Origin of the sequence: Planctobacterium marinum (assembly GCF_020687805.1) — a bacterium.
Taxonomy (GTDB): domain Bacteria; phylum Pseudomonadota; class Gammaproteobacteria; order Enterobacterales; family Alteromonadaceae; genus Planctobacterium; species Planctobacterium marinum.
In genome coordinates this window covers 878864-891602 of sequence record NZ_JAJEWQ010000002.1, presented here as the reverse complement: position 1 = coordinate 891602, position 12739 = coordinate 878864, and the positions used below count along the sequence as shown (strand labels likewise).

At 47.4% G+C, this 12739-nt stretch carries 13 protein-coding genes; 9 read left to right on the top strand and 4 right to left on the bottom strand.

What is annotated here, in order from left to right:
- Window positions 1–338 precede the first annotated feature (338 nt).
- The 7 genes from LJ740_RS09370 to LJ740_RS09340 all read left to right on the top strand — a co-directional run bounded on the left by LJ740_RS09370 (window position 339) and on the right by LJ740_RS09340 (window position 8507).
- Window positions 339–1940: an anthranilate synthase component 1 gene (locus LJ740_RS09370; RefSeq protein WP_229528803.1), complete on the top strand. Its 1602-nt coding sequence runs from the start codon at window positions 339–341 to the stop codon at window positions 1938–1940.
- Between the two features lie 4 nt (window positions 1941–1944).
- Window positions 1945–2556, top strand: coding sequence for an anthranilate synthase component II (locus LJ740_RS09365; protein WP_229528802.1), 612 nt, complete (start codon window positions 1945–1947; stop codon window positions 2554–2556).
- 3 nt (window positions 2557–2559) lie between these two features.
- Window positions 2560–3603, top strand: a complete 1044-nt coding sequence (trpD, locus tag LJ740_RS09360) for an anthranilate phosphoribosyltransferase (RefSeq protein ID WP_229528801.1) — start codon at window positions 2560–2562, stop codon at window positions 3601–3603.
- Between the two features lie 11 nt (window positions 3604–3614).
- On the top strand, window positions 3615–4997 hold the full coding sequence (trpCF, locus tag LJ740_RS09355; protein ID WP_229528800.1) for a bifunctional indole-3-glycerol-phosphate synthase TrpC/phosphoribosylanthranilate isomerase TrpF: 1383 nt from the start codon (window positions 3615–3617) through the stop codon (window positions 4995–4997).
- Between the two features lie 24 nt (window positions 4998–5021).
- The gene (trpB, locus tag LJ740_RS09350) at window positions 5022–6215 is read left to right on the top strand and encodes a tryptophan synthase subunit beta (protein ID WP_229528799.1); all 1194 of its coding nucleotides are present in this window, start codon (window positions 5022–5024) and stop codon (window positions 6213–6215) included.
- Window positions 6215–7033: a tryptophan synthase subunit alpha gene (trpA, locus tag LJ740_RS09345; protein ID WP_229528798.1), complete on the top strand. Its 819-nt coding sequence runs from the start codon at window positions 6215–6217 to the stop codon at window positions 7031–7033. The genes trpB and trpA overlap by 1 nt, the downstream gene beginning before the upstream one ends.
- Before the next feature lie 196 nt (window positions 7034–7229).
- Complete coding sequence (locus tag LJ740_RS09340) at window positions 7230–8507, top strand: flagellar basal body FlgE domain-containing protein (protein ID WP_229528797.1); 1278 nt, start codon at window positions 7230–7232, stop codon at window positions 8505–8507.
- A gap of 102 nt (window positions 8508–8609) precedes the next feature.
- Here LJ740_RS09340 and LJ740_RS09335 read toward each other — a convergent pair whose 3' ends face one another.
- Together LJ740_RS09335 and LJ740_RS09330 are read right to left on the bottom strand one after the other, a co-directional pair.
- Window positions 8610–8855 carry a hypothetical protein gene (locus tag LJ740_RS09335; protein WP_229528796.1) on the bottom strand — a complete coding sequence of 82 codons (246 nt, stop codon included), beginning with the start codon at window positions 8853–8855 and terminating at the stop codon, window positions 8610–8612.
- Window positions 8856–8943: 88 nt separating this feature from the next.
- Window positions 8944–9522, bottom strand: coding sequence for a LysE family translocator (locus tag LJ740_RS09330; protein ID WP_229528795.1), 579 nt, complete (start codon window positions 9520–9522; stop codon window positions 8944–8946).
- Between the two features lie 102 nt (window positions 9523–9624).
- Between LJ740_RS09330 and LJ740_RS09325 the strand changes: the two genes are divergently transcribed.
- Both LJ740_RS09325 and LJ740_RS09320 read left to right on the top strand, forming a co-directional pair.
- Window positions 9625–10509, top strand: a complete 885-nt coding sequence (locus LJ740_RS09325) for a LysR family transcriptional regulator (protein WP_229528794.1) — start codon at window positions 9625–9627, stop codon at window positions 10507–10509.
- A gap of 316 nt (window positions 10510–10825) precedes the next feature.
- Window positions 10826–11125 carry a YciI family protein gene (locus tag LJ740_RS09320; protein WP_229528793.1) on the top strand — a complete coding sequence of 100 codons (300 nt, stop codon included), beginning with the start codon at window positions 10826–10828 and terminating at the stop codon, window positions 11123–11125.
- A 126-nt stretch (window positions 11126–11251) separates the two neighbouring features.
- On the opposite strand, the gene yaaA is transcribed toward LJ740_RS09320, so the two are convergent.
- Both yaaA and LJ740_RS09310 read right to left on the bottom strand, forming a co-directional pair.
- Window positions 11252–12028, bottom strand: a complete 777-nt coding sequence (gene yaaA, locus LJ740_RS09315) for a peroxide stress protein YaaA (protein WP_229528792.1) — start codon at window positions 12026–12028, stop codon at window positions 11252–11254.
- Between the two features lie 54 nt (window positions 12029–12082).
- Window positions 12083–12604 (bottom strand): O-acetyl-ADP-ribose deacetylase, encoded by a 522-nt coding sequence (locus tag LJ740_RS09310; RefSeq protein ID WP_229528791.1) that lies wholly within the window; start codon window positions 12602–12604, stop codon window positions 12083–12085.
- Between the last annotated feature and the right edge of the window lie 135 nt (window positions 12605–12739).

The window sequence follows — 12739 nt, the reverse complement described above, 5'->3', positions numbered from 1 at the left end:
TGTTTGCAGACAGGCACGAGTAAAAAGCGGCAAATTCCTGCTTGACATAAAACCCATTTTGTTTTCTTCTATATATCATAACGGCAAACAAAGTATTCACCAAAAGAAAGTCTGCATAAAACATAATCAGACGCGACTTTGTAAGCAGTAATCAGACAGAATTATTCATAAATTATAAGATTTAAAAGCAATGCAAAACGTAACAGTAAAAACAATCTGGTGGTGGCACGTCCTGACATATCGCGGGTTGTGACCTTTTTGCATTGCTGAAATTTGTGAAAAACCCGCTCCAAGAGCGGGTTTTTTAGTTTTTATCCCTGGAAAATATAGAGAACAACATGAGTCTGGCAGAATTAAGCGAGCAACCGGGAAAGGTTGCCACAATAGAGAGTGAATGCCCCTATATTCACGATCCACTGGATACCTTTATCAGCCTGTGCGCCAAACAGTCTAATTGCATGCTGTTGGAATCGGCGGAAATAGACAGCAAGAACAGCACCAACAGTTTGATTATGGTAGATGCCGCCGTGAAACTCACCTGTCAGGGCAACAGGGTATCTGTGGAAGTGCTTAGCGACAACGGTGTGCCGGTATTGAGCTTTTTACACAATCAGTTGCTGTTGTTGCAGGGTGCAAATTGCACTCTGGACAATCGGGTATTAAACGTTGCGTTCTCCGGCACTGAAAGCATACTGGATGAAGATGCCAGACTTAAATCCGCTTCGGTGTTTGACGTTTTGCGTATCTTACAACGTCAACTGGAAGCCTTAAGCTCCCATCCAATGGCAATTTTTGTGGGTGGTACCTTTGCCTATGACTTATTAGCCACCTTTGAAAACTTACCTAAGGTGGATGAAGGCGACAACGATTGCCCTGACTATGTATTTTATCTGGCTGAAACCCTGATCACCATCGACCACCAGCAACAAACCTCACGCATTCTGGGCAGTGTGTTTAGTGGTGAACAGGTGGCGCAATCCTATTTTCAGTTAAGCCAGCGCATTGAGTTTTTGAAACAACAACTGCAGAGTTCAACCACAGCGGAGTCGGATGAGCAGATTAGCCAAATCGATAATACATTGCGGGTTAACCAATCTGATGAGGTGTATTGCCAACATGTGCGAAACCTGAAAGAAAATATCCTGGTAGGTGATATTTTTCAGGTGGTTCCCTCCCGAACTTTCTCATTGCACTGCCCTTCTCCCTATCTCGCCTACCGCAAATTAAAACAAAGTAATCCCAGCCCTTATATGTTCTACATTCAGGACAGCGATTTTGTGATTTTTGGTGCCAGCCCGGAATCCGCCCTGAAATATCAAAAAGATAACAATGTAGTAGAGGTTTACCCCATCGCCGGTACCCGCCCCAGAGGTAAGCGCGAAGATGGCAGCATCGATTACGACCTGGATAGCCGCATAGAACTGACCTTGCGGGAAGACGATAAAGAAAAATCAGAACACTTAATGCTAGTGGACCTGGCGCGTAACGATATCGCCCGGGTATCCACTCCCGGCACACGTCACGTCAAAGACCTGTTAAAAGTGGACAGATATTCTCATGTGATGCATCTGGTATCCCGTGTAGTAGGACAACTTCGGGAAGACCTGGACTGTCTACATGCCTACCAGGCTTGTATGAATATGGGCACCCTGGTGGGCGCTCCGAAAGTGAAAGCCGCTACCCTGATCCGCGAAGTTGAACAAAAGCGTCGTGGTAGCTACGGAGGTGCGGTGGGTTATATCAATGGTCACGGAGATATGGATACCTGTATCGTGATACGTTCTGCCTACGTCAAAAATCAGACCGCCTATGTACAGGCAGGTGCCGGTGTCGTTTACGACTCAGATCCCCAATCTGAAGCCGATGAAACACGCGGTAAAGCTCAGGCCGTTATCAGCGCCATTCAACAAGCCAACCAATCATTAACGGTAGAGGGATAGCACCATGTCAAACGTCGTTTTATTGGATAACTTTGACTCATTTACTTACAACCTGGTAGATGAACTCAGGGCAGCGGGTATGTCTCTGACCGTATTTCGCAACAACGTTCCGGCCGAACACGTACTGAATAAAATGCAGGAATTAGGTCCTGACACCCTGCTGCTGTTATCCCCCGGACCGGGGAATCCGGCCAGTGCCGGCTGTATGTTAGAACTCATTGCATTAGTCCAGGGTAAATTCCCGATTTTAGGTATTTGCCTGGGTCATCAGGCCATAGTGCAGCATTACGGCGGTGAAATTGTCAGAGCGCCGGAAGTGCTGCACGGCAAATCCTCTTTCATCAATCACTGCGGCGATAAAATGTTTGCCGATTTACCCAACCCTTTCCCTGTGGCGCGCTATCATTCATTGGTAGCGGAAAACATGCCAGAAGAGTTGCAGTGTATTGCCCGATACGAGCCAGAAGATAGCAAAGATATTATCATGGCGGTATGGCATGAGTCCGACAAGATGCTGGGGATGCAATTTCATCCGGAATCCATTTTAACTTCTCAGGGTAGTAAACTGCTTAAACAAAGTATTTTATACCTCACCAATAATTTTAGCGGAGCATAAACCATGGCGGATATACATGCGTTACTGGAAAAGATTTACGCGCAAGCGGATTTAAGCCAAAGAGAAAGCCAGTGCTTTTTTAATGCAGTGATGCAGGGTGATTTAGACGACATCATTTTGTCCTCAATGCTGACAGGATTAAAAGTCAAAGGTGAAACCCCGGAAGAAATCGCCGGTGCCGCTGGTGCCATGATAGAAAATGCAGCGCCTTTCCCTCGTCCGGAATATGCTTTTGCCGATATTGTTGGCACAGGTGGCGATGGTCATAACACCATTAATATCTCATCGGCATCGGCAATTGTTGCGGCCAGTTGTGGATTACCCGTGGCTAAACATGGCAATCGCAGTGTGTCCAGCAAATCCGGTTCGGCAGATTTATTTCGCGAATTCGGTTTAGATCTCACCATGACGGCAAAAACAGCGCGTCAGTGTCTGGATGACAGTGGCTTATGCTTTCTGTTTGCGCCGAATTACCACGCCGGTGTGCGGTACGCCATGAGCGTGCGCACCACCCTGAAAACCCGCACTTTATTTAATTTATTAGGGCCATTGGCGAATCCGGCTAAACCCAGTCACATTATGATTGGCGTTTACAGCCCGGAATTAATTTCGCCTTATGCCGAAACGTTGCAATTACTGGGATATCAAAATGCCATGGTGGTACACGGTGACGGCCTGGATGAAATCGCCCTGCATGGCACCAGTAAAGTGGCCGAAATCCACGGTGACAAAATCAGTTACAGTGAAATCAGCGCCAAAGACTTTGATCTACCGGCTTATCCTTTGGAGGCTATCAAAGGCGGTGAACCGGAAGAAAATAAAAAGCTGATTGAAGCCGTACTACAAGGCAAAGGCGAGCCAGCTCACATGGCAGCGGTTGCAGCAAATACCGGTGCCCTGTTGAAACTGGCCGGTATCGCCCAAAGCTTTGCACAAGGGGCTGAATTAGCCATGCAAAGTATGCAACAGGGTAAGCCTTTACAAACCATCGAGCTGGCAGCACAAATCAGCCAGCACAATCAAATCCAGCAAGACACAGTGGAGTAATGGCAAACACGATGAATGTTTTACAGAAAATCGTCGCCGATAAAGAGGTTGAATTACAACAGCGCAAAGCTGAATTGCCGCTTGAATCATTTGTAGCGCAACTCACCGCGTCTCAGAAAAGTCTTTTTGAGGCGTTAAAACAGCCCAATGCCGGCTTTATTCTGGAGTGTAAAAAAGCCTCGCCATCAAAGGGGTTGATTCGTCCAGTATTCGATTTGGATGAGATCCTGCAAGCCTATACACCGCACGCGGCGGGAATTTCAGTTCTGACTGATGAAAAGTATTTTCAGGGCAAGTACGAATATCTGGAATATGTCACCAGTCGGGTGCCACAGCCGGTACTCAACAAAGACTTTTTTATTGACGAATACCAGGTGCACCTGGCGAGAAAGTATCAGGCCGATGCCATTTTGCTGATGCTTTCAGTATTGGATGATGAGCGCTACAAAGCGTTAGCCACCCTGGCGGAACAGTATCAGCTGGATATTCTGACTGAAGTCAGCAATGAAGAAGAGGCCCATCGAGCGGTGGCATTGGGCGCTAAAATCATTGGCATTAACAACCGCAATTTGCGGGATTTAAGTACCGACCTTGGGGCCACTGAGCACCTTGTGCCATTCATCAAGCAACAACTGGATTATGATGCAGTGATCATCTCAGAATCTGGTATTTATACTCATCAGGACGTGTTGTGTCTGGCGCCCCTGGTAGATGGCTTTTTGGTGGGCAGTTCGCTCATGGCTGAACAGGATCTCAATCAGGCAGTGAATAACCTGGTATTAGGCAAAACCAAAGTTTGTGGTATTACCCGGGTTGAAGACGCAGCAAAAGCCAAATCGCTGGGAGCCAGTTATCTGGGACTCATCTTTGCACCTAAATCCAAACGTTGCATTGATAAGCAAACGGCACAGCAAATAGTGGCTCAGGAGCCGTTTAACTATGTGGGCGTGTTTGTTGACGCTGATATCAAAGACGTAGCGAATCTGGCCACAGAACTCAATCTGGCAGCGGTGCAGTTGCATGGTCAGGAAGACCAGAACTACATCAATGAATTACGAAAATTACTGCCGCAAAGCACGGCCATTTGGAAAGCGAAAGGCGTAGAAAATGCCTTACCGGAATTCCGTGAACAACAGGTGGATTTGTTTCTGCTGGATTGCAAAGTGGGCAACGAAACAGGCGGTACCGGGCAGCAATTTCCCTGGCACCTGTTACAAAGCCTGACACAAACCGATCGTTTTGCGCTGGCAGGCGGTATAAACCCCGGCAACATTAAAAATGCAGTGGCTCAGGGGTTACACCTGATTGATATCAACTCCGGTGTGGAATCGGCACCTGGCATCAAAGATCACCAAAAATTAACCGCGGCCTTTGCCGCCCTACGAGAATATTAAGCTAAATCCGAGTATTAAAACCTTATGAACAAATTAGACAGTAAATTTGGCGATTTTGGTGGTATGTATGTACCCGAATTGCTGATCCCCGCGTTAGATCAATTAGAAGCTGCTTTCATCGAGGCACAGGCCGATCCCGAGTTTCAAAAACAATTTTATGAGTTGCTCACCGACTATGCTGGTCGCCCTACTCCGCTATTTTTGACCCGCAACCTGGTCAGTAACCCCAAGGTAAAGCTGTACCTGAAACGCGAAGACTTGCTTCACGGCGGCGCGCACAAAACCAATCAGGTATTGGGACAAGCGCTATTAACCAAGCGCATGGGTAAAACCGAAGTCATTGCTGAAACCGGCGCCGGCCAACACGGTGTTGCCACGGCATTGGCATGTGCTCTGCTAGGCTTGAAAGCCCGAATTTACATGGGTGCAAAAGACGTAGAGCGCCAGGCACCCAACGTATTCAGAATGCGTCTGATGGAGGCTGAGGTGATTCCGGTGAATGCCGGTTCTGGCACCCTGAAAGATGCCGTAAACGAAGCCATGCGCGACTGGTCTGCTACCTACAACGATGCCCACTACTTATTGGGCACAGCAGCTGGTCCACACCCGTTTCCCACCATTGTGCGAGAGTTTCATCGTATGATCGGAGAAGAAACTCGCAAGCAGATTATGGAAAAAGAAGGCCGCCTGCCGGATGCCGTTGTGGCTTGTGTCGGCGGTGGCTCCAACGCCATTGGTATGTTTGCCGATTTCATTGATGAACCCAGCGTACGCCTGATTGGTGTAGAACCCGGTGGTAAAGGCATTCACACTGCAGAGCACGGCGCGGCTATTGCGACAGGCAGCAAAGGTATTTTGCACGGTGCTTACAGCTACATTATGCAAACCGAGGAAGGTCAGATTGAAGAGTCGTATTCAGTTTCTGCCGGTCTGGATTATCCGGCAGTAGGACCACAACACGCCCATTTACACGCTACTGGTCGCGCTGAATACGTGGCCATCGATGATGATGAAGCCCTGAACGCCTTCCAGATCCTGGCGCAAAAAGAAGGCATTATTCCGGCTCTGGAATCTTCTCATGCGCTGGCACACGCGTTAAACATGGCCGATGAAGCCGAAGAGGAAACCATCATAGTGGTGAACCTTTCCGGTCGAGGCGATAAAGATCTGACCCATGTTCACTCCATCCTGGAAGCCCGCAACAAGGAGGCACAATAATGGCTGACAAAACCCAACGCTACGACAATTTATTCAAGGCTCTGGCAGAAAAAAATCAGGGTGCATTTGTGCCATTCGTCACCATTGGCGATCCGGATAAACAAACCAGTGTTGATATTATTTGTGCATTGGTGGACGGCGGTGCAGACGCGCTGGAACTGGGTATTCCCTTTTCTGATCCCATCGCTGATGGCCCCACGATTCAAAAGGCCAGTATCAGAGCATTAGGTGAAGGTGTTTCACCCAACGACTGTTTTGATATTATCAAAGCTGTGCGTGAGCGCCATCCAGAAGTCCCCATTGGTTTATTGTTATACAGCAACCTGGTACTGGCACAGAGCATCGAAGGATTCTACCAAAAGGCAGCCGACGCTGGGGTGGACTCCATTCTGATCGCCGATGTTCCGGTACGGGAATCTGCGCCATTTATTCAGGCAGCCAACAACACCGGTATTCAGCAAATACTTATCGCTCCGCCTAACGCCAGTGAAGAGACCTTAGCCACTATTGCAAAACACAGTGAAGGCTACACCTATTTACTGGGTCGTGCCGGGGTAACAGGCGCGGAAACCAAAGCAGAAATGCCCGCCTCTGAACTGGTAGACAGACTAAGTGCCCTGAAAGTAGCCCCGCCGCTATTAGGCTTTGGCATTTCTAAGCCGGAACAGGTGAAAGAAGCCATCAGTGCCGGCGCAGCCGGAGCCATTTCTGGCTCTGCGACCGTTAAAATTATTGAGGACAATCTGGGCGATAAGCAGGCAATGCTGACAGCACTTAGAAACTTTGTTGCTGAGATGAAGGCCGCAACCAACAAATAATCCCCTCGCCAAGTAAATGCGGTCGAGGTTTATACAACTCATTCGAACAGTGTTAATTGAACGCTTCGGACTTGCCGGCTCCGTGTCCGGCAAGTCATTTCCCCCTATTAGTTCTTGTTTTACAAAGACAAATTCCATACCATAGTTTGGTATAAAAATTACCCTCACCGCTTTGTGAATTAAAAGGAATTTGCTTATGTTGCAACGTCGTGCTTTAGCCTGTTTGATATCCGTGCTATTGATTAATGGATGTGGTTCTGACAGTGTCACCAACATAACCATTATCGAAGTACCCAAATCGCCTCAGGCTCCGCTGGTATTTAGCGCAGCTACACAGAGCTATTACATCGACGAAACGCCCGAAGCCAATCGTGTTTCCGGAGGCTCCGGTGCGGGAAACCTGGTATACACCAGTAGTAACCCTGAGATTGCAACAGTGGATGCCGACACAGGCATCGTAACCCTGTTAGACGATGGAGCCGTGACCATCACCGCCACTAAAGCAGGTGATGATATTTATGGCGCAATTTCCGCCAGCTATGCGTTAACGGTCAGCAAGTATGACAGATGGTATAACACCCAGTGGCAATTTGTAGAGCAGGAGTACAGGGTTGCTATGGCTGACAATGAAGTCGCCGGGAACACCTTTATACCCACCAATCAAACCCCCGTAGCGACTACACAGGTAAGGCTGGAAGCGAATCTACCGGCTGCAGAGAGCTACATCGACCCGGATGATTTCAATCCTGACGATACCAGTACCTACAACGCCTCTGTGTCCTGGACAATTTACGATAGTCTGGGCGAGTCTCACCTGCATTCGCTGTATTTTATCAAAGAATTTGGCAACGAATGGTTGATGGTAACGGCGATAGATGACGAATTTTATGATATAACCAATGCTGACGGTTCTGATCCTGCAGATGCATGGGGAGCAAACGATGGCCCGAGGGCAGGAGTACCTCAGAATTACGTAGGATTTGGGCAAACCTTATCCACGGCAGGTGGTACAACAACAAACCGAGGGATCTGGGGAAGCCGCCTGGTCTTTGATTCATCAGGAGACTATATCGCTATTCAGGCTGCAGATGGCAAAAGTCTGCCTACCGGTGTAGCAGGCGATATGATCCTGCCCACAACGGTTGCTATAACGGGCCTGACCACCGGCGCAGATACTTCACAAACTATCGCTTTCAATACCTGGTTAGACACCAGCGGCCCGCAAAACGACGGTTTTAGCCAATATGCCAGCCCATTCGAAATATCGCGCCTCGAACAAGACGGGCTACCCATCGGCACATTGGAACCCGCGTTAGTAAGCTATCACTCTGCTGATACCAACATTGCCCTGGTAAATGAAAACACCGGTTGGTTAACGCTGATCAGCAATGGTGAAACAGATATTACGGCCACCATTGCCGAAGATGAATACTATGCAGAAACGCAACTATCTTATCGACTCATTATCCAGTAAAGAAAGCTTGTCATCCACGCATTTAGTGACTGAGCGTCGTGTAATAAACGCAGTAAGCAACGGGATTTGGACGTGTTTGGAGGAATTGGGAGGAATTTGGAATCAAATTGATTCCAGACTCAGATCCCGCTTTTGATGGTTCTCAACAAACGCGAAAGCCTGCTCCGCGGTTTTAAACACCCCTACCGGATGCAGGTGAATGTCCTTAAGTTCAGACGGTGATTTCATGGTATCGTCTACCCAATCACATACCGGCTCTACTGCGAAGTCCCGTTGCTCCTCACACCAAAGCACAACAACCGGTGCGCCTTGTTCCAAATCTTTAAAAATCAGTTGTTCCGCCATCATGCTCAAAAAACCGACAAAAGGTTATTTTATTAACCTTAACGCCACAACGGTAAATTTTCAAGGCTTTATGATGTGATCAGCCGATGATTTAGCCTTGCAGCAAACTCACCGCACTGAGCACCAGCATAATGGCAATCAAAAAATTGAAAGCTTGACGATTAGTGCGGTTTTGCAGTTTAACCATCAGTAAACTCCCCGCCCAGGCCCACAGTGCGATAGAAATAAAGCAAACAACGCAATAAATACCTAAAAATGTGGCAAACTCCAGGTCAGTTTTACCGATAACAAAACCTGAGGCACCGGCAAGACACGCTACCCAGGCTTTGGGGTTTAGCCATTGCATCATGGCTCCACTCATAAAACCCTGTTTCTTAGAATTCGACTGATCACTAATCTCACCACTTCGGATCACTAAACTGGCCAGATAAATCATGTAAAGCGCCCCGGGATAACGCAGCAAACTGGCATACTGCTCTATATAAGTACTCAACAGGCCCCCGGTAACCCCTACAACAAACAATAACAGGATAAATCCCAGCGTCGCTCCCGATACAAATAACAACGAAAATCTAAATCCGTGCTTACTGGCGGTATTCATGGAAATCAGGTTAACCGGTCCTGGGGAAATAGACATAGACAATGAAAACATAAACATGGCAAGTAACATGAGTAACCTATCCTGATTTAAAACTGGATAGTCAGCTTAATCGCCTTTATTATCCACAACAATACAGAACATTGAGAACTTACTGTTCGGATTTTTTGCATAATGATTGATGAATTAAAATCGCTGGCAATATTCAGAGAAGTGGCCAGGCAAGGCTCTTTCAGGTCCGCCGCTCATTTTTTACATTTGTCCCCATCCGTCATCAGCCAACACATTTCCAATCTGGAGGAAAGGCTGGCTACGAAACTATTGCACCGCACCACACGCAAGTTGCAATTAACGGAGTCAGGACGTTCACTGTTGCAACACGCAGACGCCATGTACCAACACGCACAGACAGGATTGGCATTGGTAGCACAAAATACCGGCGAACTGGTAGGTAAACGCGTCATCACCCTGCCCTCAGCACTGTTGGAATCCAGCTGGTTAAACGGTCTTGCCGAATTTTCCAGAAGCCAGACAAAACTAAACTTGATATTAGAATTTACTGATAAACAGTTAGATCTACTGGAACACAATATTGATTTAGCCTTCAGAACAGGGCGTTTAACTGACAGCCTGATGAAATGCAAAAAAATTGGTAGCATTGCCCGAAAGTTAGTCGCCGCACCCGGTCTGCTAAAATCTCACCCCTTACCAGCTCACATTGAACACTTGCAGTCATTTCCCTGGGTCTATCTGGACCGCCTGCCGGCTAACCGAGAATTTATACACAAGACGGGTAATAAAACGACTGTCAGTATTAATCCCACTATCACAGTAAACAGTGTTATCGCTATGACGGAGCTGACCAAAAAAGGCTTAGGGATTAGCTCGCCGCCGAGTCATTTAATCCAACAAGAATTGCAGTCGGGAAGCCTGGTTGAGATTTTCCCAGAATGGAAAATCCCCGACATTCCCTTATACCTGGTCTGGCTGGACAGCCCCGAAAACAGTTTACTGGTAGAGCGGTTGATGGAGTATCTGGATAACCAAAAGACAACTTGAATCGGGAAAAAATCTGAATACTCCCGGATAACATAGCGGATATGTCGCAAAACCAATGTTATACGACATTTTCCCATTTATCGGACATTCTGTATTCTTTTTGCCAGGGAGAATGTCAACCTCCAGAGTTAAACCCAATTGAATTTTGACTACTTTAAGTAGATTAATGGCTGAGCGTCAATTTAAGGGTTAAATGGCACCCAACATCAAACAATACAGTGTAGCCCTATGCTGAACCCAAACCTGTTAATACTCGCTCCCCTTTGCCTTTAATTTATGCTTCAATGCGTTAATTTCAAAAACAGACCAGAGTACGATGTATTACCTTATTTATTCCGAAGATGTTGAGAACAGTTTACCGCTGAGAAAGCAAGCCAGACCGGCTCACCTTGCGCGCCTGAATGCGCTTAAAGAAGAAGGTCGATTATTAGTGGCGGGTCCTTGCCCTGCTATCGATGCGGAAGATCCAGGTGAAGCCGGTTTTACCGGTTCCATGGTGGTGGCAGAATTCGCCGATCTGTTGGCTGCCCAGGCCTGGGCAGATGCCGATCCTTATCTGGATGCCGGGGTCTATCAGCGCACGATAGTAAAGCCCTACAAAAAGGTTCTGCCTTAAGTCAGAATGTGGCCTATTCTTTGGGCGGTGCTGTGGATTTGCATCGCCCGTTAAATCCCCCGTTGTGGGGCCAGCTTTGCTCTGGCCTGCCGGAGATAAACTCATGTCGGGCATCACGCCAAATCATTAACTCTGCTCTTCCCTCAAGAACACCAGCTCTTTCCCGGAACTGTTGTCTTCACTGAAATAATAACCGGCTGAATTAAAGTGTTTCAATTGCGCCACTTCTGACAACTGATTTTCCAGAATGTACCGCGCCATCAGGCCCCGTGCCTTTTTCGCGAAAAAGCTAATCACTTTGTATTGTCCGTTTTTCTTATCTTTAAATACCGGCGTATAAACTTGTGCTGCTAACTTTTTCGGTTTTACAGACTTGAAATACTCGTTGGATGCCAGATTGATCAGCACGTTATCCCCCTGCTCTTCCAGTACGGTATTCAGTTTTTCTGTGATCTGCTCGCCCCAAAACTCATAGAGATTCTTGCCTTTGTCAGTGTCCAGTTTAGTGCCCATTTCAAGGCGATAGGGCTGCATCAAATCCAGAGGTCGCAACAATCCGTACAACCCTGAGAGTATACGCAAGTGCTGTTGGCTGTATTGTAATGTGTCTTCGCTTAAACTATTGGCATCGAGTCCGGTATAGACATCTCCGTTAAATGCCAGCACAGCCTGTTTTGCGTTTTCCTGCGTGAACGGGTTTTGCCAACTGGCATAGCGCTCGGCGTTGAGCAGCGCCAGTTTGTCGCTGATATGCATCAATGAGCTGATTTCATGCGGTGCCAGTTTTTTGCAACGCTTAATGAGTTGCTGTGCCGGTTGCAGCATGTCGGGTTGCGTAAAATGAGATGTGGTGGCCGGGGTTTGATAATCCAGATTCTTAGCGGGGGAAATGACAACTAACATAAAACAAAGGCACTCCAGTCAAAAAGCGTTAATGTTGTGGCTTTTTACTGAAAATCAATGCACCTGGATCGATTGCATAGCCCGAATGTATGCCTGATAGACCTGCTCATCAAAAGCACAAAAGATCACTTTGCGGATATCCGGATAATAGCTGGTTTGTTCAACCACCGTACTCATTGCAATTTCACAGGCCTGCTTAACAGGATAACCATACACTCCGCAGCTTATGGCCGGAAACGCGATACTGCGCAACTGGTGCTCCGCAGCCAGTGTCATTGACCGTTGATAACACCGGGCTAACAGTATAGCTTCTTGTTGCTCTCCCCCCTGCCAGATAGGTCCAACTGTGTGAATGACTTTTTTACAGGGCAACTGGTAGGCATCCGTGATTTTGGCCTCGCCGGTCAGGCAACCCACTAAGGTTTTGCACTCCGCCAATAACTCCGGGCCAGCCGCTTTATGGATGGCACCATCCACGCCGCCGCCCCCTAACAAACTATTGTTCGCGGCGTTCACTATGGCGTCTACCGGCAAACGGGTTATGTCTTCCTGAATGACTGTAATTTTTGCTGTCATTTGAAACTTCACACTTCATTGAGTACTATGCACAATTATAATCAAACTAGCTCATACTGCTGCATCCTTGTTGCTTGAGCTAATTTGGGTATCTGTGATACTTTGACTATCAACATCACCTTTTTTGTCATCACT

Excerpts from the sequence above, each read along its gene's own strand:
- LJ740_RS09365 (WP_229528802.1), top strand. The coding sequence starts at position 1,945 with ATGTCAAACGTCGTTTTATTGGATAACTTTGACTCATTTACTTACAAC.
- trpCF (WP_229528800.1), top strand. The coding sequence starts at position 3,615 with ATGAATGTTTTACAGAAAATCGTCGCCGATAAAGAGGTTGAATTACAA.
- yaaA (WP_229528792.1), bottom strand. The coding sequence starts at position 12,028 with ATGTTAGTTGTCATTTCCCCCGCTAAGAATCTGGATTATCAAACCCCG.
- trpB (WP_229528799.1), top strand. The coding sequence starts at position 5,022 with ATGAACAAATTAGACAGTAAATTTGGCGATTTTGGTGGTATGTATGTA.
- LJ740_RS09310 (WP_229528791.1), bottom strand. The coding sequence starts at position 12,604 with ATGACAGCAAAAATTACAGTCATTCAGGAAGACATAACCCGTTTGCCG.
- LJ740_RS09340 (WP_229528797.1), top strand. The coding sequence starts at position 7,230 with ATGTTGCAACGTCGTGCTTTAGCCTGTTTGATATCCGTGCTATTGATT.
- trpD (WP_229528801.1), top strand. The coding sequence starts at position 2,560 with ATGGCGGATATACATGCGTTACTGGAAAAGATTTACGCGCAAGCGGAT.
- trpA (WP_229528798.1), top strand. The coding sequence starts at position 6,215 with ATGGCTGACAAAACCCAACGCTACGACAATTTATTCAAGGCTCTGGCA.
- LJ740_RS09325 (WP_229528794.1), top strand. The coding sequence starts at position 9,625 with ATGATTGATGAATTAAAATCGCTGGCAATATTCAGAGAAGTGGCCAGG.
- LJ740_RS09330 (WP_229528795.1), bottom strand. The coding sequence starts at position 9,522 with ATGTTACTTGCCATGTTTATGTTTTCATTGTCTATGTCTATTTCCCCA.
- LJ740_RS09370 (WP_229528803.1), top strand. The coding sequence starts at position 339 with ATGAGTCTGGCAGAATTAAGCGAGCAACCGGGAAAGGTTGCCACAATA.
- LJ740_RS09320 (WP_229528793.1), top strand. The coding sequence starts at position 10,826 with ATGTATTACCTTATTTATTCCGAAGATGTTGAGAACAGTTTACCGCTG.
- LJ740_RS09335 (WP_229528796.1), bottom strand. The coding sequence starts at position 8,855 with ATGATGGCGGAACAACTGATTTTTAAAGATTTGGAACAAGGCGCACCG.